This is a genomic window from Mycobacterium xenopi (assembly GCF_009936235.1).
GTDB lineage: Bacteria > Actinomycetota > Actinomycetes > Mycobacteriales > Mycobacteriaceae > Mycobacterium > Mycobacterium xenopi.
Map to the genome: position 1 here is coordinate 931,431 of NZ_AP022314.1, position 22,201 is coordinate 953,631.

A 22,201-nucleotide genomic window follows, 5' to 3' on the forward strand; every position below is an offset into this window, starting at 1 on the left:
TCAGGAAGTGTCATGCCGCCCGCTCCAAGACCAGCGCCGCATGGTGGTCCATTCGTCCCCCGATGCCGCCCACCAGCGCGATGGCCGCGCCAGGCACCTGGCGGGCGCCGCCTGCACCGCGCAGCTGGATGACGGCCTCGGCCAGCGGCGTCATGCCCTGTAGGTAGTACCCCGAAAGCTGGCCCCCGCCGGTGTTAGTGGGCAGCAGTCCATCGGGGCCGATCTGGCCGTCGCGGACGAACGCGCCGGCGGGCGCATCGCCGGTAAGCCGGTATTCGTCGAGCAGAATCAGCGTCACGATGGAGAACGGGTCGTAGAGCTCGGCGACGTCGAGGTCGGTGCGCGCAAGGCCGGCTTGCGCGAGTGCGTCGTCGACAGCGCGGACTCCGCCGCCGAACCACGACTCGGCCCCTGACCGTCGGCGCCTCACCGGGTGGTGGCGGCCGCTGCCGCGGATCCGCACCCGCATGGTGCCGATCGACCGCCGGCCACTCATAACCACCGCGACGGCACCGTTGACCGGGCGCGCGCAGTCCACACGCCGCAGCGGATCGGCGACCATAGGGCTTGCGGCGTAACCGTCGGCGTCGAGGGGTTCGCGGATGACGGCGTCTGGATTGCCCATCGCCCAGGCCCGCGCTTGGGTGGCCACCGCGCACAGGTCGTCGGTGCTGGACCCGGTGACGTGCAACCAGCGCTGCGCCAGCAGCGCGTAGGTGGGTACCGAGCCGAGCAGACCACAAGCGCGTTCCAGCCCACGTACTCCGGTGTTGCCGCCGCTGTGTGCGTATGTCGAGCCCGAGCCCTTGCCCGACACCAGCGGGGCATCGGCGAACACGCACACCGCGGTCGACGCCTCGCCGGCGGTAATTGCGTGCACTGCACGCTGGATCATCGCAATCGCAGTGGCGCCTTTGATCTCCACGTGCTCAAGCAGCCGCAGGTCGGCGAAGCCGCCGTGGGCCGCGAAACCGACGCCGAGCCGGTCCGGGCGCACCCCTTGGGATGATCCGACCAGCAACCCGTCGACGTCGCCCGGGCCGATGCCGGCGTCGGCTAGTGCTGCGGCGGTGGCCTGGCAAGCCAGTTGGACCGGAGTCGCGCCCGCCTGCAGCGACATCGCTGTCATCCCAAAGCCGACGAGCTCGGCAGTGGCAGTCACCGGCTCAGCCCGCCGCGTTCGCGATCCCCTCTGTAGTTGCCCACGCGCAACCAGTCTTCGCGGTCTTCGTAGGTCGCCAAGGTAAAGCTGGCCAATTCCAGCGGGCACAAGAAGATGTGCGCGCCACTTTCCAGATCTTCGACGAGCAGCCGCGGGCCGTTGCCGTTGAGGTCCAGTGACAGCCGGACGGCGGCGAACTCGTTGACCAAGTCCGCCAGCACGCGCCGCCCCGGGACCGCGGTGTTCACGAAAACATTATTACCGCATGCTACTGTCAGAATCAATTGAATAGACAGAAGTGCCTAGCCGAAAACATCAGCTCTCTAGATCCGCTATTGCGTTGTCTACGTGCGAACATGCACACTAATCGAACACGCCGAAGGACGTCGATGACCCCAAACTGTAGTTGACACTGATGTCAGAAGTAGCGGAAGAGAGACGAGATGGAGCAACGGTCAGCGCCACCGGCGTCAGTGGGTGGCGCGCTGGTCGACACAGAGAACTACCGGAGCATATGGATGCTTCTCAAGGAGGTGGCGTTCACCCAGGGGTTCATCGATATCGAGGTCAACGGCGCGCTGGTGCGGACCCGCTATGCCGAGGCCGGTTTGCCCGATAAGCCGCACGCGGTGTTGCTGCACGGTACGGGCGGACACTGGGAGACGTTCGCGCCGAATCTGGCCGCGCTGTCTGAGCACTTCCACTGTGTGGCGATCGACATGGTGGGCAACGGGTTTTCAGGCAAGCCCGACTACGACTACGAGATCGCCGTCTACCGCGAGCACGTGCTGAAGGTGATGGACCACTTCGGCATGGCCAACGCTCACTTCGTGGGGATGTCGCTGGGCGCCTGGGTTTCCGCGGCAATTGCAGTGTCGCATCCCGACCGGGTGAACAAGATGATCCTGATGTCACCCGCGGGCAAGGAGGCGGCCGCAGCGAACATGGCGCGGATTCGCGCTGAACGCACCAAGGCCGTTAACGAGCCCACTTGGGAGTCGCTGTACACAGTCTTCGAGCACCTGATCGCCGACGAAGCCAACCGGCTGCCCGACCTTATCGGGCTGCGTCGGGCGATATATCAGCGCGCCGACACTCGTGCGACCATCGAGCACCTGTTGATCTTGCAGGACGCCACCGCACGCGAACGCAACCTGATTCCGGAGGAGAAGTGGAGGTCGATCACGGCGCCGGTGATGGTCGTGGCCTCGGGCCGCGACCTCGGCGTCTACCAGGACACCGCGACCGCGATCGCCGAGTTGATCCCCAGCGCCGAGATCTTCGACATGCCCGACGTACGCCATTGGCCGCATTTCGAGAATCCCGAATCGTTCAATCCGGCCGCAGTCGCCTTCCTCACCAAGTGACACTGTGCCAATGAAACGGCCAGGTCCCGATGAGATCGCCGAGATCGCTCGGCGGCTTTACGCCGCCGAGCAGAAGCGTGAACCGATCCGGCAGTTGTCGCTTGAGTATCCCGACATGACCATTGAGGACGCGTACGCCGTGCAGCGGGCGCTGGTCGACCTGAAGGTCTCCGACGGCCGCGCGGTCAAGGGTCGCAAAATTGGCCTTACCTCGAAGGTGATGCAGCGCGCGGCATCGATCGATGAACCGGACTATGGCGCGCTGTTCGACGACATGTTCATCGACAACGGCGGCCGAGTGGCACCGGGCCACTTCATCCGGCCGCGGATTGAAGTCGAATTGGCGTTTGTGCTCGGGGATACGCTGCGGGGACCGGGGGTGACGTTATTCGATGTGCTGCGGGCCACCGAGTTCGTTACCCCAGCGCTGGAGATCCTCGATGCGCGGGTGCAGATGTCGGACCCTGACACCGGTCACCTACGCACGATCGTCGACACGATCGCCGACAACGCTGCCGACGCGGGTCTGGTGCTGGGTGGGCGGGTGTTCCGGCCGCTCGACGTCGACTTGCGGTGGGTGGCAGCTCTGCTGTTGCGCAACGGCACGGTTGAGGAGTCTGGGGTGGCGGCGGCGGTGCTTAACCATCCAGGCAACGGCGTAGCCTGGCTTGCCAATCGCGTAGCGCCGTATGGGGTTTCGCTTCAGCGTGGCGAGGTGATCCTGTCCGGGTCGTTCACTAAGCCGGTGTTCGCGGAGCCTGGAGACACGTTCGTCGCCGATTATGGCGCACTCGGGACGGTGTCGGTGGTGTTTGACCGCGAGGAGACGGTTCGGTGAGCAATCGCTGGGTCGAACACATCAGCTCCGGTACACCACGATTCGGCATGTGGATCGCGTCTGGCAGCGGGTACGTCACCGAGATTTGCGCCGGGTCGGGCATCGACTGGGTGCTGCTGGACCAGGAGCATGCGCCCAACGACCTGCGCACCACGCTCGAGCAGCTGCAGGTGCTCGCCGGCTACCCCGATGCCGATGTAGTGGTGCGCCCGCCCGCTGCGGACCCGGTGTTGATCAAGCAGCTACTCGACATCGGCGCGACCAATCTCCTGGTGCCGATGATCGGCAGCCCGGCGCAGGCAGCCGACGCAGTTGCCGCGACCCGGTATCCGCCAGCAGGCACTCGCGGCGTTGGCAGCGCGCTGGCGCGAGCGTCGCGGTGGAACCGCATTTCTGACTATGTTGTCACTGCAAACGATAGAGTCTCACTGACCGTACAGGTGGAATCGGCAGAGGGGCTCCATTGCGTCGGCGACATCGCTGACATCGACGGGGTCGACGCGGTGTTCATCGGTCCGGCCGACCTCGCGGCCTCGATGGGCAAACTCGGCCAACCTGAACACCCTGAGGTCGTTAGCGCAATCGAAAAGGCTTTAGCGACGGTGGTCGAACGCAGGAAGGCAGCCGGGGTGAATGCATTCACCGAATCAATCGCGCGCCGCTATCTGGCTGCGGGTGCGACATTCATTCTGGTCGGTGCAGACGTCGCGCTGCTGGCCCGCGGTACCGAGCAGCTGGTGGCCAGGTACCGGAAGCCCTCGATCTGAGCTTTATTTCTGACTGTAGTGTCACCTATACTCCGCGAGTATGGACCTGGATTTCACGGTTGATCAGCTGGAATTCCGCGACCAGGTCCGCACCTGGCTTGACGAGAACAAGCCGGTCGAACCGCGACCGCGCGACCACGCTGGCATCCGCGAGTACGACCTGGCCTGGCAGCGCACCCAATGGGAAGGCGGCTGGGCCGGCATCACGTGGCCCACCGAGTACGGCGGCAAGGGGCTGACCTTGCTGCAGCAGTTGATCTGGTACGAGGAATATGCCGCCAGGGGCTTCCCGGGGATCGACGCTTGCTTCGTCGGGTTATCCCACGCAGGGCCAACACTAATCACCAGGGGTAGCGAAAAGCAGAAGTCGTTTCATCTACCGAAAATCCTGCGCGGAGAAGTGGTGTGGTGCCAAGGCTTCTCCGAACCCGACGCCGGGTCCGATCTCGCTGCACTGCGCACCAAGGCCGTCATTGACGGCGACGAACTCGTCGTCAACGGCCAGAAGGTGTGGACCAGCTTCGCCACCGTCGCTGACTACCAGGAGCTTTTGGTGCGTACCGATAACACCCAAGGCAAGCACCGCGGCATCACCTGGGTGATCTGCGACATGTCCAGCCCGGGTATCGATGTGCGTCCGATTGAGACGATCGAGGGCGGTGCCGAATTCTGTGAGGTGTTTTACGACAATGTGCGGATCCCGCTGTCCAACGTCGTCGGCGAGGTGGACAACGGGTGGTCGGTTGCGATGGCCACGCTGTCGTTCGAACGGGGAACAGCTTTTACCGCAAACCAGGTGCGACTGGCAAAGACCGTCGAGGATCTGATCGATTATGCCCGCGACCATGTCGGACCTGATGGGCGTCGGCCCGCCATCGCCGACGACGAGATCGCCCGGCGGCTGGCGCAGGCACGGGCCTCGGTGGCTTCGCTGCGTGCGCTGACCTACTCCAACATCTGCCTGGCAATGCAATCCGAGACACCCGGCCCCAAAGGTTCGATGGTCAAGCTGCTCTATGCCGATTTGACCAAGGAAATCGCGAAACTCGCGCTCGACATCCTCGGACCGGGTGCTCTACGGGCCTCGTCGCGGTGGGACGACGACGGCTGGGTGGGCTACTACTACTGGTCGTTTTCGCAGTCGATCGGCGGCGGGACATCGGAGATCCAGCGCAACATCCTCGGCGAACGCGTCCTCGGACTGCCGCGGTAGACAGGCGAACGACAATGAATCTTTTGCCCAGCGCTGAACAACTCGAAATCGTTTCGGCTACAGCGCAATTCCTTGAGCAGCGAATGCCTGTCCAACACATCCGAGCCGACCGCCACGCGAAATCAGTGGTGCGTGCCGACGTGTGGCGCGACGGCGCCCAGATGGGCCTGCTGACCCTGGGACTGCCAGAGGATCTCGGCGGCTTAGGTCGAGCGTTCGACGACGAGGTGCTGCTGCACATCGAGCTCGGCAAGCATCTCGCTCCCGGACCCTTCCTGGCCGGGACATTGGCTGCGCGGCTGGCCGCAGTGTGTGGCGACGCCGAGCGTGCCGACGAGATCGGTTCGGGGCGCGCACTAGTCGCGCTCGCGGTAATGCGGGGGCCCGGTGAGCCGCATCGGGTCAAAGGCACGTTCGACCTGTTTGACGCGGTAGGCGCACGCTACGCCTTGCTGGTGGCACGCAGCGGTGCCGCGCTGGTCGACATCGCAGCATTCGGCGAACCAATCGTCGTCGAGCCGGCCGACCCCGCCACACGGATGGCCTCGGCGGCCGTCCAGTCCGCCACGCCGCTGCATTGGCTGCCCGCAGACACCGACTGGATCTGGGGGCGTGCGATGGTGCTCTCGGCTGCCTACCTGACCGGGCTGGCCGCCGCCGCTGCCCAGGCAGCGACGGAGCACGCCAAGATCCGGGTCCAGTTCGGCAAACCGATCGGGGTGAATCAGGCGATCAAGCACCGCTGCGTGGACATGGCAGTCGCCGCCGAGGCCGCCCAAGCACAAAGCTTCTTCGCCGCCATCGCCTTGGACAGCGGACGAGCTGATGCGCTGCTGCAGGTGCTGTCTGCTGTCATCGTGGCCGGCAAGGCGGCTGTGGATAACGCTGCCGCAGGTATCCAGGTGTTCGGCGGAATCGGTTACACGTTTGAGAACGATATGCATTTGTACCTGAAGCGCGCACACGTACTTCGCCATTTGTTCGTTGAGCCAGCTGAGGCGCTGGCCCAGCTGCTCGCCCAGGAGCGCGCACAGTGAGTGGCGCCGTCGCGATCGCCGGGGTGGCGCTCTCCGATGTGGGGAGGGTCGACGATAAGAGCCCCTACGAGCTGATCGCACAGGCAAGCCGACGAGCGCTGGCCGACGCGGGCCTGTCGCCGGCCGACGTGGACGGGCTTGCCTCGACCGGGCAGGGGGCGCTGCCCCCGGTAGACGTGGGCGAATACCTCGGGCTTCGGCCGCGGTGGGTTGACTCCACCGCCGTCGGGGGCGCGGCTTGGGAAGCGATGGCCTCCCACGCAGCCGACGCGATCACCGCCGGACACGCTGACGTGGTGCTGTTGGCCTACGGTTCGACGGCGCGCGCAGATCTGCGAAAGGGCTTGCGCGGAGCAAGCATCAACTGGGGTGCTCGCGGACCGCTGCAGTGGGAAGCGCCGTACGGGCACACCTTGATTGCGAAGTACGCGATGGCCGCACGCCGCCACATGTTCCAGTATGGCACCACCATCGAGCAGCTGGCCGAGGTGGCGGTGTCTGCCCGGTTCAACGCCACGGACAATCCCGAGGCCTACTACCGTGACCCGATCACCGTCGACGACGTGATGTCCGGCCCGATGGTCGCAGACCCGTTCACCAAGCTGCACTGCTGTATCCGCAGCGATGGCGGCGCCGCGGTCGTCATGGTGAACGGCGAACGGGCCAAAGATCTGCGCTCTCAACCTGTGTGGGTACTTGGCGCCGCCGAAACCACCTCGCACATGCTGACCTCGCAGTGGGATGACATGACGATCGGACCTGCGGCGGTGAGCGGATCGTTGGCGTTCGCGCGCGCCGGCGTGCGTCCCGGCGACGTCGACGTGGCCGAACTTTACGACGCATTCACCTACATGCTGCTGTGCACCATCGAGGATCTTGGCTTTTGCCCGAAGGGTGAGGGTGGCGGGTTCGTCGAGGCGGGATCGCTGCGCCTTGGCGGTGCGCTGCCCACCAACACCGACGGGGGCGGCCTGTCAGCGTGTCATCCGGGTCAGCGCGGGCTATTCCTCCTTGTGGAGGCGGTTCGCCAGCTGCGCGGTGAATGCGGGCCCCGGCAGGTGCCGGACGCGAAGATCGCCTGTGTCAGCGCCACCGGTGGCTGGTTTTGCTCAAGCGGCACGATGATTCTCGGTGCCGAGGAGCCGTAGTGCCGCGACCGCCGCTTGACGCAACCTGCGGTGACACCCGGGCATTGCTCGAGGCCGCCGCCGTCGTTCACGGTGACCGGGAAGCCTATGTGGAGCCCGGCGGTCGCATCACCTTCGCCGATTGGGTCGGCCGGGCCCGTGCAGTCGCACTCCAGTTCGCCGCCGCGGGGGTCGGTAAGGGTGACGTGGTCGCGCTGTGGTTGCCGTCGGGCATCGACTACGCAACGTGTTACGCGGCCGCGGCGATGATCGGCGCCATCACCACTGGTTTGAATCCCCGGTTGGGCCCACGCGAGGTCGAGGCGGTTATGTGTCAAGCGGGTCCAGCGTTGATCGTAGCGGACCATCGATTGGACCCCATTGGCACCTGTGGCCGGCCGGTGCTGTCTCGCGACAGCTTAGCCCAACACTGCGAACGCAGCGATTCGCTGCCCGCGGTGGCGCTGTACCCCGCCGACCCGGTGACTGTCATCTTCACCAGCGGAACCACGGGTGCCCCCAAGGGGGCGGTGTTCGACGCCGCAAATTTGGCGGCTGGCGCAGAATCGGCGGGTGTGATGAGCGCCCCGTACGACCGGCGGCTGACGTCGACGCCGTTTGCTCACGCTGGCTATATGTTCAAGTTGTGGGACCAGCTCGTGTGGGGTACCACCCTGGTAGTCCCGCCGGTTCCATGGTCGGCACCGGCCATGTTCTCGATCCTGCGCGACGAGCACATCACCGTCGCAGGCGCGGTGCCGACCCAGTGGGCCAAGCTGCTGGAGATCCCAGGCGTCTGCGCGGATGTACTGCCGCACTTAAGAATCGGAGTTGCGGCCACCGCCCCTGCGCCGCCCGATCTGCTGCGCACTGTGGCGGACCGGTTGGGAGTGGCGCTTGTCGTGCGTTACGCGATGACGGAATGTCCGACTATCTGCGGCACCGAGCCTGATGATCCGCCCGATATCCAGTTCCACACCGTTGGCCGCCCGGCGCCGGGAATGACAGTCCGGGTCGCTGATGACGGTGTCATCGAGGTGAGCGGGCCGTGCGTGATGCGCGGCTACTGGCGCAATCCTGAACTAACCGCATCGGTGCTTCGGGAAGGTTGGTTGAGGACCGGCGACGTGGGAGTTATCCGAGACGACGGCAATCTGTCAATCACCGGCCGCAGCGGTGACATGTACATCCGCGGCGGTTACAACATCCATCCGGTAGAGGTGGAAAAGGTGCTCGTGCAGCATCCGGGCGTGAAGACGGTGGCGGTTATCGGACGGCCAGCACCGGTGATCGGTGAGATCGGTGTGGCCTTCGTGGTGCCGGCGGGCGATCCACCGTCCTTGGAGGAACTGCGTGCGCACGTGAAAAAGCAACTGGCTGACTACAAAGCGCCGGACGAGCTCGTAGTCCTCGATGAACTCCCGTTAACGCCGATGCTGAAGGTGGATAGGGCCGCTTTGCGGCGTCGGCTTCCCAGCAAGTGACAGCGCGTGAGGGTCTTGACCCGCGCGCACCCGTCGGAGATGGGTAGGCCCGGCAGCCGAACGGTCAGATCACCCCTGGCTGGCTGTTGCGGTGATGATGCGGGCCGCAGCAGGCACGCTGGGGACTACAGCTGTCGCAGGTAGTGCTCGACCAAACCGACCGCGCGCTGCGGGTAGCTTTTGGCGGTCGCGGTCTCGAGCCCGCCCCGCGCGAGCAGCACAGCGAGCCGGTTGGTGATCAGCGACAGCACAAACGCAGCCAGCAGCTGGTAGTAGACGTTGTCGCCGCCAAGCGCGCCGCCGAAATCCCGGTACCGGCGCTCGAACTCTGCGTCATCGGGAACACCGGGCGGCCGGGTGAGACCGAGCGACTCACAGAGAAAACGTTCAAACATAACCCACCAGCCCAGATCGATGTCGGGCGGCCCGGTGGTTGCCGTCTCCCAGTCGAACAATGCGAGCACCGAAAGGTCATCTGCGAAGCACATGTTTCCGACACGTGCGTCTCCCCAGACGATGGTCTCCGTCTCGTCGTCCGGGGCGGAGTCGAGAATGACCGCCAGCGCTCGTCTCAACATATCGGCGCCGACACGCAGATCGTCGTGGCACCACTCGTACCAGCTGACCAAGTTGTGCAGGTACCGCTGCAGCGCTGTGGCATCCGTACCGGGCCCTGCCCGCAGGAACTGCAGGTCTTCGGGGTCGTCGATCTGGTGGATGTCGACCAGCGCGCGAAGCGCGTTGTCGCAGAGCAGTTCTCGCTGACTAGCGGACAGCTCGGCGGTCCAACCACGTTTATGCCAGCTGGGAACGTCTGACGGTACTCGTCCATTCACGCGCCTCATCACATAGCAGGGGGCTCCGAACACCGTCTGGTCGTATTCCACGCCGACGATGTGCGGCACCGGAATTCCGTGTCGGCCCAATCGCCGCATTACCTCGGCCTGTCGTGGTGCGTTGGGTGTGGTGAACAACTGGTGATCATTGGCCTGGATCCGTATGACCAGATTGTCGCTGTGCCGCCGTCCCGCCGAATCGGCCCAGGAGGCGGTGAAAAAGAGCGTCTTTCCTGAGTACCCGGAGTCCGGGGCGGTGAACTCGGAGATATCGAACGACGCCACACCGCCCGGGGCGATCCGCGGCGGGAGCCACCAGCGCAGTGCTTCCCGGATGCGCGCGTCAACAATGTCGCAATGCGCCACGTATGCCATGAGACACCTGCCGAAAACTGAACACTACTGTCAGAATACCTGCATGACAGATTGCTTGACTGACCGGATACCCCTTGGTGTCTACGCGCTGCCGGGACGCATCAGCGATCCGAGGCTGGCGATAGGCCAGGCGCAAGCGGCCCAACGACTGGGTATGTCGACGTTGTGGCTCAGCGAACGGTGGGGAACCAAAGACTTCGGGGTGCTTGCCGGTGCGATCAGTCAGGTGACGCCAACGATCCAGATCGCTTCGGGTATAACGCATTTCCAGTCTAGGCATCCGGCTCTGCTCGCCTCCCTGGCTATGACTGCTCAGGCGCTTTCGGGCGGTCGCATGATCATTGGAGTCGGTCGATCGGTCGACGCCATGTGGGCCGCGGTGGGCTTGCCGCCAGCGACCAATGCGTCGATCGTCGACTATGCCGACATCTTTCGGCGCCTATGTCGGGGCGAGAGGGTGCGTTACGACGGTCCGGCTGGCAGGTATCCGGGTTTGCGGCTCAACGACGTTCCCGACCAGCCGGTGCCGCCATTGGTCTGGGCGGCGATCGGCCCGAAGAGCCTGGCGTTGGCTGGCAGCCACTTCGACGGTGTGCTGTTGCACCCCTTTCTCACCCCAGACGCGGTAGGCCGCTCGGTGGCGCTGGTTCGAGCCGCTGAACGCGCAGCCGGCCGTCGGGCGGGTAGTGTCCGCGTCTACGCCACCGTGGTGGTCGCCTGCGGACTGCCTCCCGAGAAGGAAGTCGCGGTGGTGGGAGCGCGAGCGGTGACCTACTACCAGGTGCCCGGGTTTGGAGAGCAATTGGCCGCAGTCAACGGATGGGACCGAGAACAATTGGCGCGGCTGCGATCTCACCCCCGCTTGGCGGGCTTGCAGGGCGCGGCAGATTCCGTGCTTACCCTGGAAGAACTCATAGACGTCGCGTCGGTGTTGCCGGCCGAATGGACCGCTAGCGCCGCCGCGATTGGCTCGGCATCGGCGTGCGTCGAAGTTCTCGAGCGTTATCGTGACGCTGGCGCCGATGAGCTGGTGTTACACGGCAGCACTCCCGACCAGCTCGAACCATTGTTCCGTGCGCCTGGGTGCCCTCGTTAGATTGACTGGTTATCGGTGCCGGGCCAGTTGAGCGCGATAGTGTTCCACATCGCATTTTCGGTTGAGCCCAGACGCATCACATGCGTTGAGGGCACCGGTAAAACAAACGGATCAGGTCCGCGCTAGCGGCGTCCAGCGGAGTCCACCGTCCTGCTGCTATTTGGCGTCGGTAACCGCGATCCGCATAGTTCGAAACACCGACCGAGCGGACCTGGCCCGCAGATGCCCGAGAAACGGCCTAACGCCCACGGTCATCGATTAACATCGGCCGTCTCGCCATGGGAGAGCCGACGGTAGTCGTTCATCATCAGGGAGGGGGTCTCCGGTTTTCACCGCGATGTGTTTGACCAACAGCCACCGTCCATTCTCTCGGCGAAGGTGATCGTGATAACGCCCCACAAACGACATCTCGGCCCGGCCGTCCTCTGGTATCAATGCCACGATCGCGTCGCTCCAGGCCCGAGCCTCCTTTCCATGCATCTCGATTACCGGCGCAAAGAGAATGTGCTCCGGCCTCCGCGAAATTCGCGACGCCGGTCGCCGCGGCAACCGGCGCAAAGTCGTCTCGTGGCGAAGCTGCGTTCAGCCACCCAATCGCAGGCCCGGGTTGCGGGTGCCGAACAGATCGGTACCCATAATGACGCCAAGTTTTCCTGCCTCCCAGCGCTTTCCGCCGTTCGACACGCTGGAAACCGGATGCCAACCCTTGAGTAGCTGGAGGTCCTCGCCGACTGCGCGGATGACTTGCCCGCTGATATGACCGGCCTCGGGGCTGGCCAGCCAGGCCACCACTGGCGAACTCAATGCTGGATCCTTGGGGTCGAACTCGTCGTCGCTGAGTTCGTCGGGTTCGATCGGTGCCGCTGCCCCGGGCATCGACGCCGACATGCGGGTACGGCCGCCAGGGCTGATCACGTTCGCGGTCGCGCCGATAGACGCCAGTTCCAGGCTCAGCGTCTGCGTCATACCGACGATCGCCGCTTTGGCTGCACTGTAATTCGTCTGCCCGAAATTTCCATGCAATCCAGCACCGGATGTGGTGTTGATGATTCGCCCATACACCTTGCCGCCGTTGGCTTTCGCCTCAGACCGCCACTTGCGTGCGACCGCGCGGCTGGTCAGCCAAGTTGCTCGGACATGCACCCGCATTACAAGGTCGAAATCGTCGGCCGTCATATTCCATATCGCCTTGTCGCGGACGATGCCAGCGTTGTTGACGACAATGTCCAGGCGACCCAGCTGTGAATAGGCGCGCTCGACCATCAGCTCGACCTGTCCTTCATCGCCGACATCGCTGAAGTCGGAAATGGCATTGCCAGCGCGACTTTCGATGATCTGTACGACCTCATCGGCGACCTTTCCGCTGCCTTCGCCGGAAAGTGAAGTGCCGAGGTCATTGACGATCACGACGGCACCGTGTCTTGCCAGCTCGAGCGCGTGCCCGCGGCCGATGCCGTGCCCGGCACCGGTGACCAGGGCGACCTTGCCGTCGAGCAGTCCTGTCATGGCCTCTCCTCGGTCGGGGTGAACACGGTCAGATATGGCGAGTCAGGGTCGTCGTCGACCGGCCTAAAACGAGCTGTTACCGTCATCCCGATCCGGAGTTGGTCGGGCGACGCACCCTCGATCATCGTCATTAGCTTGGGGCCTTCGGCCAGTTCGACGATGGCGGCTACATATGGCAACCGGTCGCGAAATGGTGGCAGGTCGTTGACATAGACCGTCGAGTACGTGTAAAGGGTGCCGTGGCCGCTGGCCCGGACCGGGTGGATGTTATCGCTCCAGCAGTATGGGCAGAACGGCCGCGGGTAATGGTGCACCTTGGCGCACGACCCGCACTTGGCGATTACCAGCCGACCCTCTCGTGCCGCGTCCCAGTAGGGTGTGCTCGCCGCATCGATGATCGGGATGTCTGCTCGCCCCACTGTCTTCACCACCCAGTGAACTCGGTCGGCCGCTTCTCGGTGAACGCCTGGACACCTTCTTTCGAGTCGTGCGAATACGACTGGATCTCCTGAGCCATCGCCTCGGCGACGAACGCAGCGGCCCGGTCGGTGTCGGGAGAGTCATTGAGCAGGCGCTTGGTGAGTGCGATCGCGCTGGTGGGCGCCACAGCTAGCCGGGCCGCGAAATCCGCCACCACGTCATCGAGTTCGTCGGCCGACACCACACGGTTGACCAGGCCCAGCGTTAGCGCCTCGGCAGCAGCGAGCTTTTCACCCAAAAATGCCATTTCCTTGGCCTTCTGCATACCGATCCGCCTCGGCAACAGATAACAGCCACCCCCGTCTACCACCAGCCCGCGCTTTACGAAAGACTCAGCGAAGTAGGCGTTTTCGGTGGCGATGACGAGATCGGAGGCATAGGCGAGGTGAGCGCCCACACCGGTCGCGGCACCTTGCACTGCGGTGATCACTGGCTTGTTGCAGTCGAGGACGGCGGCCACAAGTTTCTGGGCGCCGTTCATGATGCGCCGCATCGGATCCAGCACCTTCTTCTCCGCAGTGGCGCGGCGCTCGGCAAGTGAGGCCACGTCGGCACCGGCGCAGAAGTGTTTACCATTGGCCCGCAGCACCACTACGCGCACCTCGGCCTCGCTGTCGGCGATGCCCATCAGCGCAATGACCGCGTCACGGTCAACCGGTCGCAGCGCGTTGGCGGCTTCGGGCCGGTTCAGCGTGATGGTCATAACGCTGCTGCCGATCTCGGATAACACGCTCGCCTCGTGCATCATGGTGTATACGCGGCCCGCAGATGTTTGATGCCGTTCACGAAGTTCGAGCGCAACATCACCGGTTCTCCGACCGAGGTGATGTCTGGATAGCGGTCGTAGAGCATCTTAAACGCGACGTTGAGTTCGAGTCTGGCCAGGTGAGCGCCGAGACAGAAATGCGGACCCGGTCCGCCGAAAGCAACGTGGTTGTTGGGTGAGCGGGCAATGTCGAACACCTCGGGATCGCGGAACACTGCCGGGTCCCGATTGGCCGCCGGATACCACATGACGACCTTGTCGCCCTTCTGGAAGGTGTGGCTACCCGACGCCAGCGCTACTCCGTCGGTGGTCACCGTGCGGCGCATGTGAATTACCGGACTGGCGTATCGCAGGATCTCTTCGATCGCGCTCGGTGCGAGGTTGTCGTAGTCGGCGAGCAGTCGATCACGCTGCTCGGGGTGGCGGCTGAGAAGGTGCAGGCCATGTGTCAGCGCGTTGCGCGTCGTCTCGTTGCCGGCGCCGAGCAGCAGGATGAAGAACTTCGCCAATTCCTGTGGGGTCAGGTTCTCCTCATCGGATGTGACCAGCTTGCTGATCACATCACCGGTCGGATTGGCGATCCGGTCCTCGGCGATGTCCCTAAGGAGCCTGATCAGGCCCTCGCTGTGCTCGGTCACCGCGGCCTCGATACCGGCGACACTCTGATCCGGCACGTACTCCGGATCAGAGGCGCCGAGAACGACATCGCTGACCCGCAGGATGAACTGTTCGTGCTCGCGCGGGACCCCGAGCATGCTGTCGATGATCCGCAGGGGCAACAAGGTCGCGAATGCGCTGACGAAATCGCACTCGCCCGATGGCGGCATCTCATCAAGGATCTCGGCGGTGGTCTGCTCGACCAGGCCGCGTAACTCCGAGAGCATGCGAGGAGTAAAGCCGCGCGACACGATCTTGCGGAGTCGCATGTGCTCTGGGTCGTCCATGTCGATGATCGAGCCGCGGTATTCCCGCATCTGTTTGGTCTGGTCGAAGATCTGGGTGCCAGCGGCGGAACTGAACTCGCTGGGCCGGCGACTGATGTCGAGGATGTCGGCGTGGTTTCCCACCGCCCAGAATCCGCGCGCCGGCGACAAGTCAAAGCGGTTGGTGCGGACGAAAATGGGCCGGCCCTTTTCCCGGAGCCGTGCGTAGAGCGCGGGGCGCTCGTCCGGTCGGTCCTGCCACCATTGCAAGTCGATGAGCGAGCGGAACTCCAGTTCGCCGGTTTCAGTAACAGGCACGATCCGATTCTGGCATTAGTGTCACTCAATGGCAACATTAGCCTTGGGATCGAATCCGCTGGCAGTCTAGGTAATGGTATATGTGTGCCTCTCGCAGAGATGCTGGGTGGGTTAACCTTCTGACAATTATGTTCATATAAGGAAGGCGCTACCCTGATGGACCTGAATCTGCAGGACAAAACGTTCGTCGTGATCGGCGGCACCGCTGGCATTGGCTTGGCGGCCGCAAAGTGCTTGCGGCCGACGGCGCAGCGGTCGCGGTAGTCGGCCGGGACGAGGCGAAGGCCAAAAAAGCGGCAGCCACCCTGTCGGAGGTGGGTGCCCCCGCAGCGCATGGGCTGACATACGACGTGAGCAGGCCCGGTGCCGCGGCCGAGGCGGTCGGCGATGCAGTCGAGAAGTTGGGTCGAAGCCTGCACGGTATTGCTGTCACGATGGGCACAGCCGGAATGATGCCCATCGACGCCGACGATGCCGCATGGGATGAGGCCTTCCACGATGTGTTGCTTGCGACCACTCGCAGCGTCCAGGCCGCGTTACCGCACCTGGCCAGGACCAAAGGCGCGGTCGTGACGACTGCGGCCTATTCGGCGCGCGCTCCGCACGAACCGCGGTTGCCCTACGCCAGCCTCAAGGCCGCCGTCGCTACGTTCACCCGCGGTATCGCCCGTACACACGGCCATGATGGGATCCGGGCCAACTGTGTTGCACCAGGGGCGGTGGAAACCGAAGCCCTGCACATGATCCGGGGATACATCGCGGAGAGTAAGGGCTACCCGTACCACGAGGCACTGGAGCGTGCGCTCGTCGACGATTTCGGCTTCGACGCGGCCCTGGGTCGCCCTGGGCAGCCCGATGAGATCGGGTCTTTGATCGCATTCTTGCTGTCCGACCGATGCGGATTCCTCACCGGGCAGACAATTTTCGCCGACGGTGGAGCGCCATAGCAGCCCGGACAGCGAGCTATTGGGCCCCCGGATAGACAAGTACGCCGCGGATGTTAGTCCCGGCGCGCATGTCGGCATAGCCGTCGTTGACCTTTTCCAACGGATAGGTTCTGGTGACCATCGACTCCAGGTCCACTTGGCCAGCGCTGTACAACTCGAGGATTTTCGGGATGTCGGCACGCGGATTGCCTGAGCCGTAAAGCGTTCCGACGATTTGCTTCTCGCTCAGGGTGAGATCCATCAAATTGGCTCGGATATCCCGCTCCAGCATTGGATGGATGTTGGTGATCACCAGCCGTCCGCGTTTGGCGGTCATCGCCAATGCTTGTGCGACCAACTGGCCGTCGCCAACCCCCATGGCGCAAATGAATTTGTCGGCCCCGCGATTCCAAGTCGCCTCGGCGACAACATCTTTGGCTTCGATCCAGTCGGCGGCGGTATGTGTGGCGCCCATCTTGCGCGCCTCGTCGCGCTTGTGTTCCGACGGGTCGATGACGGTGATCGTGCGGGCACCGGCCAGTCGGGCGCCCTGCACTGCGGCCGCGCCGATGCCACCGACGCCTGCGACGACAACGGTGTCGCCGGGGCGCACCGCGGCCGCGTACACCGCGGAGCCCCAGCCGGTGACAAATCCGCAGCCCAAAAGGCACGCCAGATCCAACCGGTAGTGCTTCGCGATCATCACACAGCTCGCCTCGTGCACGACGGTGTGATACGCGAAGGATCCGATGCCGCACGCCAGCGCCAGGTCTATACCTTTGACGTGGTGGCGGGCGGTCTCGTCGTAGATCTGCATGCCCGAGTAGATCTTGGCTCCGAGGTCGCACAAGCTCTGGTGGCCCGTCGAGCACGACGGGCATCGGCCACACGATGGCATGAAACTGAACACCACGTGGTCGCCGGGCTGCAGCCACGACACATGCTCGCCGACGGCCCTCACGACGCCAGCACCCTCGTGGCCGCCAATGCAGGGCAGCCGGAACGGCATGTCGCCGGTGACGATGTGCTCGTCGGAATGACACATCCCCGAGGCGTGCAACTCGACGAGCACTTCCGGCGGTTTCGGCGGATCGAGGTCGATGGTCTCGATCGACCAGGTGGTGTTTCGCTCCCATAGCACCGCGGCCTGCGTCTGCATCGAGCTCCTTCCTTACTTGATGATCGCCTGATACTCGACAAAGCCGGTGATGCCTTCTGGGCCGCCCTCACGGCCGATTCCCGACTGCTTGAAGCCGCCGAAGGGGCTGCCGAAGTCCAGCACCGCCGTCGAATTGACCGCCACAGATCCGACACGCAGTTGCGATGCCACAGCCGTCGCACGCTCGGTGTCGGCTGACCACACGGCGCCGACTAGGCCATATCGTGAGTCGTTGGCGATGCTCACCGCAGCCGCATCCCCGGCCGCATCGTCGTATTCGATCACCACCGCCACGGGGCCAAATACCTCCTCGCGGGCGATCTCCATATCGTTGGAAGCGGCGACCACTGCGGGAGTGAGGAACCACCCGGGACCGGCCGGGCGGTCACCACCGATCAGCACCGTCGCGCCCTGGCGCCGGGCCCGCTCCAGGAAACCCTCCACCTTCTCGCGGGCGGCCTTGTTGATCAGCGGCCCGATGTCGGTGGACCGATCCGCCGGATCGCCGACCGTCAGCTTCGCCACCGCACTCGTCAATGCCGTGACGAAATCGTCATAACGGCTGCGGGGCAACAAGATCCGAGTCAGCGCAGCGCAGAGTTGGCCGTTGTTGCCCATCGCGCCGCCAACCAGTCCGGTCACCGTGGATTCCAGCGGGGCGTCCGGGAGCACGATGGCCGCCGACTTGCCGCCCAGTTCGGTGCTGCAGCGGCGAATTTGCGCGCCGCACGCGGCCGCGACCTGTGCACCGACGGTGGTGGAACCGGTGAAGGTGATCTTGTCGATACCGGGATGCGACGCCAGGTACTGACCGGTGGCCGCTCCGCCGTTGGCAACGTTGACGACGCCGGGTGGCAGGCCGGCCTCCTCGATCGCTTCGGTGAGCACCCCGATGCTTAGCGGCGCGTCCGGCGAGGGTTTTAGCACGACGGTGCAACCGGCGGCTAGCGCCGGCCCCAGCTTCAGGGCGGCGATGAACAGCGGCGTGTTCCAGGGGATGATCGCTCCCACCACCCCGAGCGGCACCTGGCGGACATCGACGGTGCCGCCGGTCATTGACGGCCGAGTCGATTCGAAGGGGTAATCGGGTGTGATTCTGGCATATGCCCGCAGCACTCCCACGGCAGTCAGCACTTGGCCGAATGTGCTCCAGGAGCGTGGCGAGCCGATCTCAGAAGTCGTCAGGTCGGCCAGCGTGCTCTTACGGGCGGTAAGTGCATCGGCCACTCGCGTCAGCGCAGCAGCCCGGTCCGTCGGGGAGGCTTCGCACCATGGCGGCGACTTCAGCGCCCCCACGGCCGCCGTCACAGCGGCGTCGACCTCGGCCGCTCCCGCGACACCCACCGTGCCAAGCTGTTCACCCGACGTGGGTGACCTGACTGCGACCTGCCCCTCGCCGCCCGTGACCCACCTACCCCCAGCGTAGGCAGCCGGCAACATGATCATAGACGTTGATTCTGGCAGTGATGTCATTTTCGTACAAGGCGTTTTACAACTAAAAAACCGATGTCTGCTACCACTGACACTACCTTTCTGACAGTATTGGCCACCATGAGCCAAGCACCGGAACGCAGTGCCGAGCCCTCCACTGGCCAGGTGTGGGAAGTCATCATCGAGCGGGGAAAGATCGCCGAGTTCGCGGCGGCCACCGAGTCGGGCAATGCCGCTTATCGTGGGCCCGATGCGATCATTCCGCCGACGTTTTTGACCACGGCAGCCCGCTGGGCACCACCGGGTGCGCGGGTCAGCGTCGGCTTCGACCGAAAGCGTTTGTTGCATGGCGAACAGGAGTACACCTTCTACGGCCCGTTACCGAAGGCCGGCGACGTGCTGACCGCCCGCGAGCGGATCATCGACCGGTTCTCCAAACCGGGTAAGCGCAGCGGAACCATGCAGTTCGCCACCGTGGTGACCGAGTACCGCAACCCCGACGGCATGCTGGTGGCCGAGGCGAAAGGCACCTTCATCGAAACGGCACCACGATGACCACGGGTCTGCAGGTAGGCACCGTAGCGGCCCCGCGGAGCTTCGGTCCGATGACCCGGCAGATGTTCGTGCGGTATGCCGGTGCCTCGGGGGATCTCAACCCGATGCACTACGACGACGATCTAGCCCGATCCGTCGGCTATCCCTCGGCTTTCGCTCAAGGCATGTTGATTGCCGGACTACTGGCCACCTTCGCCACCGACTGGCTGGGCGCCGATGCGATCCGACGATTCGGTGTCCGCTTCCGTGAGCAGGTCTGGCCCGGCGACGTGGTCACCTGCTCAGGTCACGTTGTCGCGGTGACCGGCGAGGACGACGGCAACCGGGTGACGGTGGAGTTGAGCGCCCGTCGGCAAACCGGCGGGGTCGCGATCACCGGGACCGCGGAGTTCCTGATACCACGAAACGCTTCGTCGGGTGGCGCGCTTGCGGCGGATCGACCATAGGCTGGACTGACCATGTCCGAAGCATCGATCGTCCGCCGTACCAGCTACGGTCCCTCTAGCCCTGCGGTCGGGGTGCGGGGTGCCACCACGCGTACCCGGATCACCGAGGTATCACTGGACCTCTTCGGCCGCCTGGGATTCTTCGACACCTCGGTCGATGCCATCGCCAAGGCCGCTGGGGTCTCCAGGGCCACGCTTTACCAGTACTTTCAGGGCAAAGACGAGATTTTTCTGGAGCTGCTCAACGAGTGCGGCAGCGCGTTGTTCCGGGTCGCGCGGCGCATAGGCCCGCTTGGGCCCGACGACGTGGGATTCGACAACCTGAACTGGTGGCTGGGCGAGTGGAGCTGGGTCTTCGACAAGTACTCGACCATGTTCATCCAGTGGACTGCGGTCGCCTCATCAGATACCCAGGTACGCCCGCAGATCACCCGATTCGTCCGCAGCTATAACCACCGCATTGCCGAGCGGCTCGCCGCATCCGGTGTGTGCGGCATCGATCCCGAGGTCGCGGCGATGACGATGACAGCCCTGGTGCACCGGTTGAATCTGTTCGTCCACACTGGGCGCGCATACGGCCGCAGTCTTCAGGCAGTCGTTGACACGCTCTCGGTGTTCCTCCAACTCATGTTGTTTCCGGGCACCCCCCCGGCGGTCTTCAGCAGTCTGCACCTTCACGCCAGTACCGACCCGGCGGCAGACCTGGCCGCCATCGAGGTGCCACCCGAGCCTGGTATAGATGGCCTTTCGATCAGCGATCGCACCGCAACCTTGAGCAAGCGCGCTGTGAACACCGTCAATGCGCTGGCCGCCGCCGGTGCCGAACAGTTCCGCGCACGCGGTTATCGCAGCACCAGTGTGGACGACATCGTCGAGGCGGCCAACGTCGCCCGCGGCACCTTCTACAAGTACTTCAGCGACAAGCAAGATCTGCTGACGGCAGTTGCGGCGGAAATCTATTCTCCGGCAAAGACCTTCGCTGAACGGATTGCCCACGCCGACCCAATCGACGACGAATCGACTCTGCGGCGATGGCTGGCCACCTATGTCGATTTCTACGATCGGTATTCGGGCTGTATCGACGCGTGGGCAGAGGGCACCACGGACCAACCGACGGTGATTGCCATCGGAGAAAACGGGCAGGTGCTGATGGATCTAGGGGTGGCCAGGATGCTGACAAGGCGCCCGGGGACCTTCGCATTCGACCCGATCATCTCGGCGCTCATCGTGCGGGCGCTGGTGACCCGCGTCCCGCAAGCGGCAGCCGATCTGCCTGACCCAATCAGCCGCGGTGCGGTCGTCGAGCTGCTGTTGACCTGCATCAGGCGCGGATTTTTTGGTCTAGCAGGTTGATTGAGCCGAGTGTTGACGCCGAGATCGCGACCCCCATCCCGGTGATCCATTCCGCCACGGGCTCGTACACGAGCGGAGTGAGCGGCTTTCCGCCGCCGGCAGCGCCCGCCGCAACCCAGGTGCGAATCTCGTTGGCACCGGAACCGGCTCGCGCCTGAGCCGAGTCCACCAGACCGATCAGCGCATCGACGTCCCACCTCGACATCGCCTGCAGGACTTCGCCATCCCACTCGGGCCGGATCTTGGTGCGAGCGTCAGCCATCCCCTGGGCGATGAGCCGCGCGCGTTCTTCGTCACTGAGATTGTAGGTGTCGACTTCGAGGCTCGGCGGTGAATGCGAGAGCCCACCGGTACCGATCAGCAGAACCCGGTGGTCCACGTCGTCGAGAAAACGCCCGACCGCCGTGCCGAACTCCACGACCCGTCGGCCGTTGGGTAGGGGAGCCGTGGCGCAGTTCACCGGGACCGGAATCACCGGCTTGGCGTCCAGTCTTCCCAGAAGATCCCGAATCGGTTGGGCGAACGCATGGTCCAGTCCTACGTCGCGGCAGACCGCGATGTCGAAACCTTCCCCCAACAAGTGATCGGCCAGGTGTTGCGCGAACGCCGACGGTACGGTGAGCTGCCCGGCGGGATGGGGACCCTCGGCGATGATCGATGCTGAAAACGTCACGGCGAAGGCCGGGACGACATGCCGGAATGCGCGGCGATGGTCTCCGCCGAACAAGACAACCAGCTCGGGATCAAAACGTTCGACCTCTTTGGCCGCTGCGGCCAGGGCTGCGCGAAACTTTCGCCCGAACCGCTGCTCGACGTCACGTTCCTTGCCGGGGCTATGGCTTGCGCACACGACCAGTCGACGCGACGACACCGCGGGCATCCCCTCCATTTCCCCAAGTGACACCAATGTTAGATGAGCGTTTTCGGTAGGGCACCTGCGCTAACCGCACCGCTGTCACCTCCAGGCAACTGGCAGTGGACGGTGCCGCCGCGCCGCACGCTGTCGGATCTGCCCGCATCGCTGCGAGCAGTGGAA

22 protein-coding genes and 1 pseudogene are annotated in these 22,201 nt (G+C 64.3%); 12 read left to right on the top strand and 11 right to left on the bottom strand.

The window, feature by feature from the left end; genetic code table 11:
* Positions 1 to 10: 10 nt before the first annotated feature.
* A complete protein-coding gene (locus MYXE_RS04235; protein ID WP_085194230.1) occupies positions 11 to 1,129 on the bottom strand; it encodes a thiolase family protein in 1,119 nt (372 codons plus the stop codon).
* A 29-nt stretch (positions 1,130 to 1,158) separates the two neighbouring features.
* The gene (locus MYXE_RS04240) at positions 1,159 to 1,410 is read right to left on the bottom strand and encodes a hypothetical protein (protein ID WP_085194175.1); all 252 of its coding nucleotides are present in this window, start codon (positions 1,408 to 1,410) and stop codon (positions 1,159 to 1,161) included.
* A gap of 195 nt (positions 1,411 to 1,605) precedes the next feature.
* On the opposite strand from MYXE_RS04240, the gene MYXE_RS04245 reads away from it, so the two are divergent.
* From MYXE_RS04245 to MYXE_RS04275, 7 genes are read left to right on the top strand one after another with little or no spacing between them, the layout of a single operon-like run.
* Positions 1,606 to 2,529: an alpha/beta fold hydrolase gene (locus tag MYXE_RS04245; RefSeq protein ID WP_085194177.1), complete on the top strand. Its 924-nt coding sequence runs from the start codon at positions 1,606 to 1,608 to the stop codon at positions 2,527 to 2,529.
* Between the two features lie 10 nt (positions 2,530 to 2,539).
* Positions 2,540 to 3,367, top strand: a complete 828-nt coding sequence (gene hpaH, locus MYXE_RS04250; RefSeq protein WP_085194179.1) for a 2-oxo-hept-4-ene-1,7-dioate hydratase — start codon at positions 2,540 to 2,542, stop codon at positions 3,365 to 3,367.
* Positions 3,364 to 4,134 (top strand): aldolase/citrate lyase family protein, encoded by a 771-nt coding sequence (locus MYXE_RS04255; protein WP_172468547.1) that lies wholly within the window; start codon positions 3,364 to 3,366, stop codon positions 4,132 to 4,134. Before hpaH ends, MYXE_RS04255 begins: the two co-directional genes overlap by 4 nt.
* Before the next feature lie 40 nt (positions 4,135 to 4,174).
* Positions 4,175 to 5,347 (top strand): acyl-CoA dehydrogenase family protein, encoded by a 1,173-nt coding sequence (locus MYXE_RS04260; protein WP_085194181.1) that lies wholly within the window; start codon positions 4,175 to 4,177, stop codon positions 5,345 to 5,347.
* Positions 5,348 to 5,361: 14 nt separating this feature from the next.
* The gene (locus tag MYXE_RS04265) at positions 5,362 to 6,384 is read left to right on the top strand and encodes an acyl-CoA dehydrogenase family protein (protein ID WP_085194183.1); all 1,023 of its coding nucleotides are present in this window, start codon (positions 5,362 to 5,364) and stop codon (positions 6,382 to 6,384) included.
* Entirely contained in the window at positions 6,381 to 7,532 is a 1,152-nt protein-coding gene (locus MYXE_RS04270; RefSeq protein ID WP_085194185.1) for an acetyl-CoA acetyltransferase, read from the top strand. Before MYXE_RS04265 ends, MYXE_RS04270 begins: the two co-directional genes overlap by 4 nt.
* Complete coding sequence (locus MYXE_RS04275; RefSeq protein ID WP_085194187.1) at positions 7,532 to 8,995, top strand: class I adenylate-forming enzyme family protein; 1,464 nt, start codon at positions 7,532 to 7,534, stop codon at positions 8,993 to 8,995. Before MYXE_RS04270 ends, MYXE_RS04275 begins: the two co-directional genes overlap by 1 nt.
* A gap of 125 nt (positions 8,996 to 9,120) precedes the next feature.
* Here the strand turns inward: MYXE_RS04275 and MYXE_RS04280 are convergent, their stop codons facing one another.
* A complete protein-coding gene (locus MYXE_RS04280) occupies positions 9,121 to 10,206 on the bottom strand; it encodes a phosphotransferase family protein (RefSeq protein WP_085194189.1) in 1,086 nt (361 codons plus the stop codon).
* 43 nt (positions 10,207 to 10,249) lie between these two features.
* On the opposite strand from MYXE_RS04280, the gene MYXE_RS04285 reads away from it, so the two are divergent.
* Complete coding sequence (locus MYXE_RS04285; RefSeq protein WP_085194191.1) at positions 10,250 to 11,302, top strand: TIGR03857 family LLM class F420-dependent oxidoreductase; 1,053 nt, start codon at positions 10,250 to 10,252, stop codon at positions 11,300 to 11,302.
* A 258-nt stretch (positions 11,303 to 11,560) separates the two neighbouring features.
* Here the strand turns inward: MYXE_RS04285 and MYXE_RS04290 are convergent, their stop codons facing one another.
* The 5 genes from MYXE_RS04290 to MYXE_RS04310 form a co-directional block, all read right to left on the bottom strand.
* Positions 11,561 to 11,782 carry a nuclear transport factor 2 family protein gene (locus MYXE_RS04290; RefSeq protein ID WP_085194193.1) on the bottom strand — a complete coding sequence of 74 codons (222 nt, stop codon included), beginning with the start codon at positions 11,780 to 11,782 and terminating at the stop codon, positions 11,561 to 11,563.
* 102 nt (positions 11,783 to 11,884) lie between these two features.
* On the bottom strand, positions 11,885 to 12,808 hold the full coding sequence (locus MYXE_RS04295) for an SDR family NAD(P)-dependent oxidoreductase (RefSeq protein ID WP_085194195.1): 924 nt from the start codon (positions 12,806 to 12,808) through the stop codon (positions 11,885 to 11,887).
* Positions 12,805 to 13,236 carry a Zn-ribbon domain-containing OB-fold protein gene (locus MYXE_RS04300; RefSeq protein WP_415624474.1) on the bottom strand — a complete coding sequence of 144 codons (432 nt, stop codon included), beginning with the start codon at positions 13,234 to 13,236 and terminating at the stop codon, positions 12,805 to 12,807. Before MYXE_RS04300 ends, MYXE_RS04295 begins: the two co-directional genes overlap by 4 nt.
* On the bottom strand, positions 13,233 to 14,036 hold the full coding sequence (locus MYXE_RS04305) for an enoyl-CoA hydratase/isomerase family protein (RefSeq protein ID WP_085194199.1): 804 nt from the start codon (positions 14,034 to 14,036) through the stop codon (positions 13,233 to 13,235). Before MYXE_RS04305 ends, MYXE_RS04300 begins: the two co-directional genes overlap by 4 nt.
* Positions 14,033 to 15,295 (bottom strand): cytochrome P450, encoded by a 1,263-nt coding sequence (locus MYXE_RS04310; RefSeq protein ID WP_085194201.1) that lies wholly within the window; start codon positions 15,293 to 15,295, stop codon positions 14,033 to 14,035. Before MYXE_RS04310 ends, MYXE_RS04305 begins: the two co-directional genes overlap by 4 nt.
* Before the next feature lie 156 nt (positions 15,296 to 15,451).
* On the opposite strand from MYXE_RS04310, the pseudogene MYXE_RS04315 reads away from it, so the two are divergent.
* Positions 15,452 to 16,242: pseudogene (locus tag MYXE_RS04315) on the top strand (SDR family NAD(P)-dependent oxidoreductase).
* A gap of 16 nt (positions 16,243 to 16,258) precedes the next feature.
* Here the strand turns inward: MYXE_RS04315 and MYXE_RS04320 are convergent.
* Positions 16,259 to 17,380 carry an NDMA-dependent alcohol dehydrogenase gene (locus tag MYXE_RS04320; RefSeq protein WP_085194205.1) on the bottom strand — a complete coding sequence of 374 codons (1,122 nt, stop codon included), beginning with the start codon at positions 17,378 to 17,380 and terminating at the stop codon, positions 16,259 to 16,261.
* 12 nt (positions 17,381 to 17,392) lie between these two features.
* A complete protein-coding gene (locus MYXE_RS04325; protein ID WP_085194207.1) occupies positions 17,393 to 18,853 on the bottom strand; it encodes an aldehyde dehydrogenase in 1,461 nt (486 codons plus the stop codon).
* Between the two features lie 78 nt (positions 18,854 to 18,931).
* On the opposite strand from MYXE_RS04325, the gene MYXE_RS04330 reads away from it, so the two are divergent.
* From MYXE_RS04330 to MYXE_RS04340, 3 genes are read left to right on the top strand one after another with little or no spacing between them, the layout of a single operon-like run.
* Positions 18,932 to 19,366 (top strand): FAS1-like dehydratase domain-containing protein, encoded by a 435-nt coding sequence (locus tag MYXE_RS04330; protein ID WP_085194209.1) that lies wholly within the window; start codon positions 18,932 to 18,934, stop codon positions 19,364 to 19,366.
* 50 nt (positions 19,367 to 19,416) lie between these two features.
* Positions 19,417 to 19,812: a MaoC/PaaZ C-terminal domain-containing protein gene (locus tag MYXE_RS04335; RefSeq protein WP_232061729.1), complete on the top strand. Its 396-nt coding sequence runs from the start codon at positions 19,417 to 19,419 to the stop codon at positions 19,810 to 19,812.
* A 12-nt stretch (positions 19,813 to 19,824) separates the two neighbouring features.
* On the top strand, positions 19,825 to 21,165 hold the full coding sequence (locus tag MYXE_RS04340; RefSeq protein ID WP_085194213.1) for a TetR/AcrR family transcriptional regulator: 1,341 nt from the start codon (positions 19,825 to 19,827) through the stop codon (positions 21,163 to 21,165).
* On the opposite strand, the gene MYXE_RS04345 is transcribed toward MYXE_RS04340, so the two are convergent.
* On the bottom strand, positions 21,134 to 22,045 hold the full coding sequence (locus tag MYXE_RS04345; protein WP_172468570.1) for a 3-carboxyethylcatechol 2,3-dioxygenase: 912 nt from the start codon (positions 22,043 to 22,045) through the stop codon (positions 21,134 to 21,136). The two genes, MYXE_RS04340 and MYXE_RS04345, sit on opposite strands and share 32 nt — an antisense overlap.
* Between the last annotated feature and the right edge of the window lie 156 nt (positions 22,046 to 22,201).

What these genes read in the sequence shown, in the direction of transcription:
- MYXE_RS04235 (WP_085194230.1), bottom strand. Translation starts at nt 1,129, where the DNA reads ATGACAGCGATGTCGCTGCAGGCGGGCGCGACTCCGGTCCAACTGGCT.
- MYXE_RS04245 (WP_085194177.1), top strand. Translation starts at nt 1,606, where the DNA reads ATGGAGCAACGGTCAGCGCCACCGGCGTCAGTGGGTGGCGCGCTGGTC.
- hpaH (WP_085194179.1), top strand. Translation starts at nt 2,540, where the DNA reads ATGAAACGGCCAGGTCCCGATGAGATCGCCGAGATCGCTCGGCGGCTT.
- MYXE_RS04260 (WP_085194181.1), top strand. Translation starts at nt 4,175, where the DNA reads ATGGACCTGGATTTCACGGTTGATCAGCTGGAATTCCGCGACCAGGTC.
- MYXE_RS04265 (WP_085194183.1), top strand. Translation starts at nt 5,362, where the DNA reads ATGAATCTTTTGCCCAGCGCTGAACAACTCGAAATCGTTTCGGCTACA.
- MYXE_RS04280 (WP_085194189.1), bottom strand. Translation starts at nt 10,206, where the DNA reads ATGGCATACGTGGCGCATTGCGACATTGTTGACGCGCGCATCCGGGAA.
- MYXE_RS04285 (WP_085194191.1), top strand. Translation starts at nt 10,250, where the DNA reads ATGACAGATTGCTTGACTGACCGGATACCCCTTGGTGTCTACGCGCTG.
- MYXE_RS04290 (WP_085194193.1), bottom strand. Translation starts at nt 11,782, where the DNA reads ATGCATGGAAAGGAGGCTCGGGCCTGGAGCGACGCGATCGTGGCATTG.
- MYXE_RS04295 (WP_085194195.1), bottom strand. Translation starts at nt 12,808, where the DNA reads ATGACAGGACTGCTCGACGGCAAGGTCGCCCTGGTCACCGGTGCCGGG.
- MYXE_RS04305 (WP_085194199.1), bottom strand. Translation starts at nt 14,036, where the DNA reads ATGATGCACGAGGCGAGCGTGTTATCCGAGATCGGCAGCAGCGTTATG.
- MYXE_RS04320 (WP_085194205.1), bottom strand. Translation starts at nt 17,380, where the DNA reads ATGCAGACGCAGGCCGCGGTGCTATGGGAGCGAAACACCACCTGGTCG.
- MYXE_RS04325 (WP_085194207.1), bottom strand. Translation starts at nt 18,853, where the DNA reads ATGACATCACTGCCAGAATCAACGTCTATGATCATGTTGCCGGCTGCC.
- MYXE_RS04330 (WP_085194209.1), top strand. Translation starts at nt 18,932, where the DNA reads ATGAGCCAAGCACCGGAACGCAGTGCCGAGCCCTCCACTGGCCAGGTG.
- MYXE_RS04335 (WP_232061729.1), top strand. Translation starts at nt 19,417, where the DNA reads ATGACCCGGCAGATGTTCGTGCGGTATGCCGGTGCCTCGGGGGATCTC.
- MYXE_RS04340 (WP_085194213.1), top strand. Translation starts at nt 19,825, where the DNA reads ATGTCCGAAGCATCGATCGTCCGCCGTACCAGCTACGGTCCCTCTAGC.
- MYXE_RS04345 (WP_172468570.1), bottom strand. Translation starts at nt 22,045, where the DNA reads ATGCCCGCGGTGTCGTCGCGTCGACTGGTCGTGTGCGCAAGCCATAGC.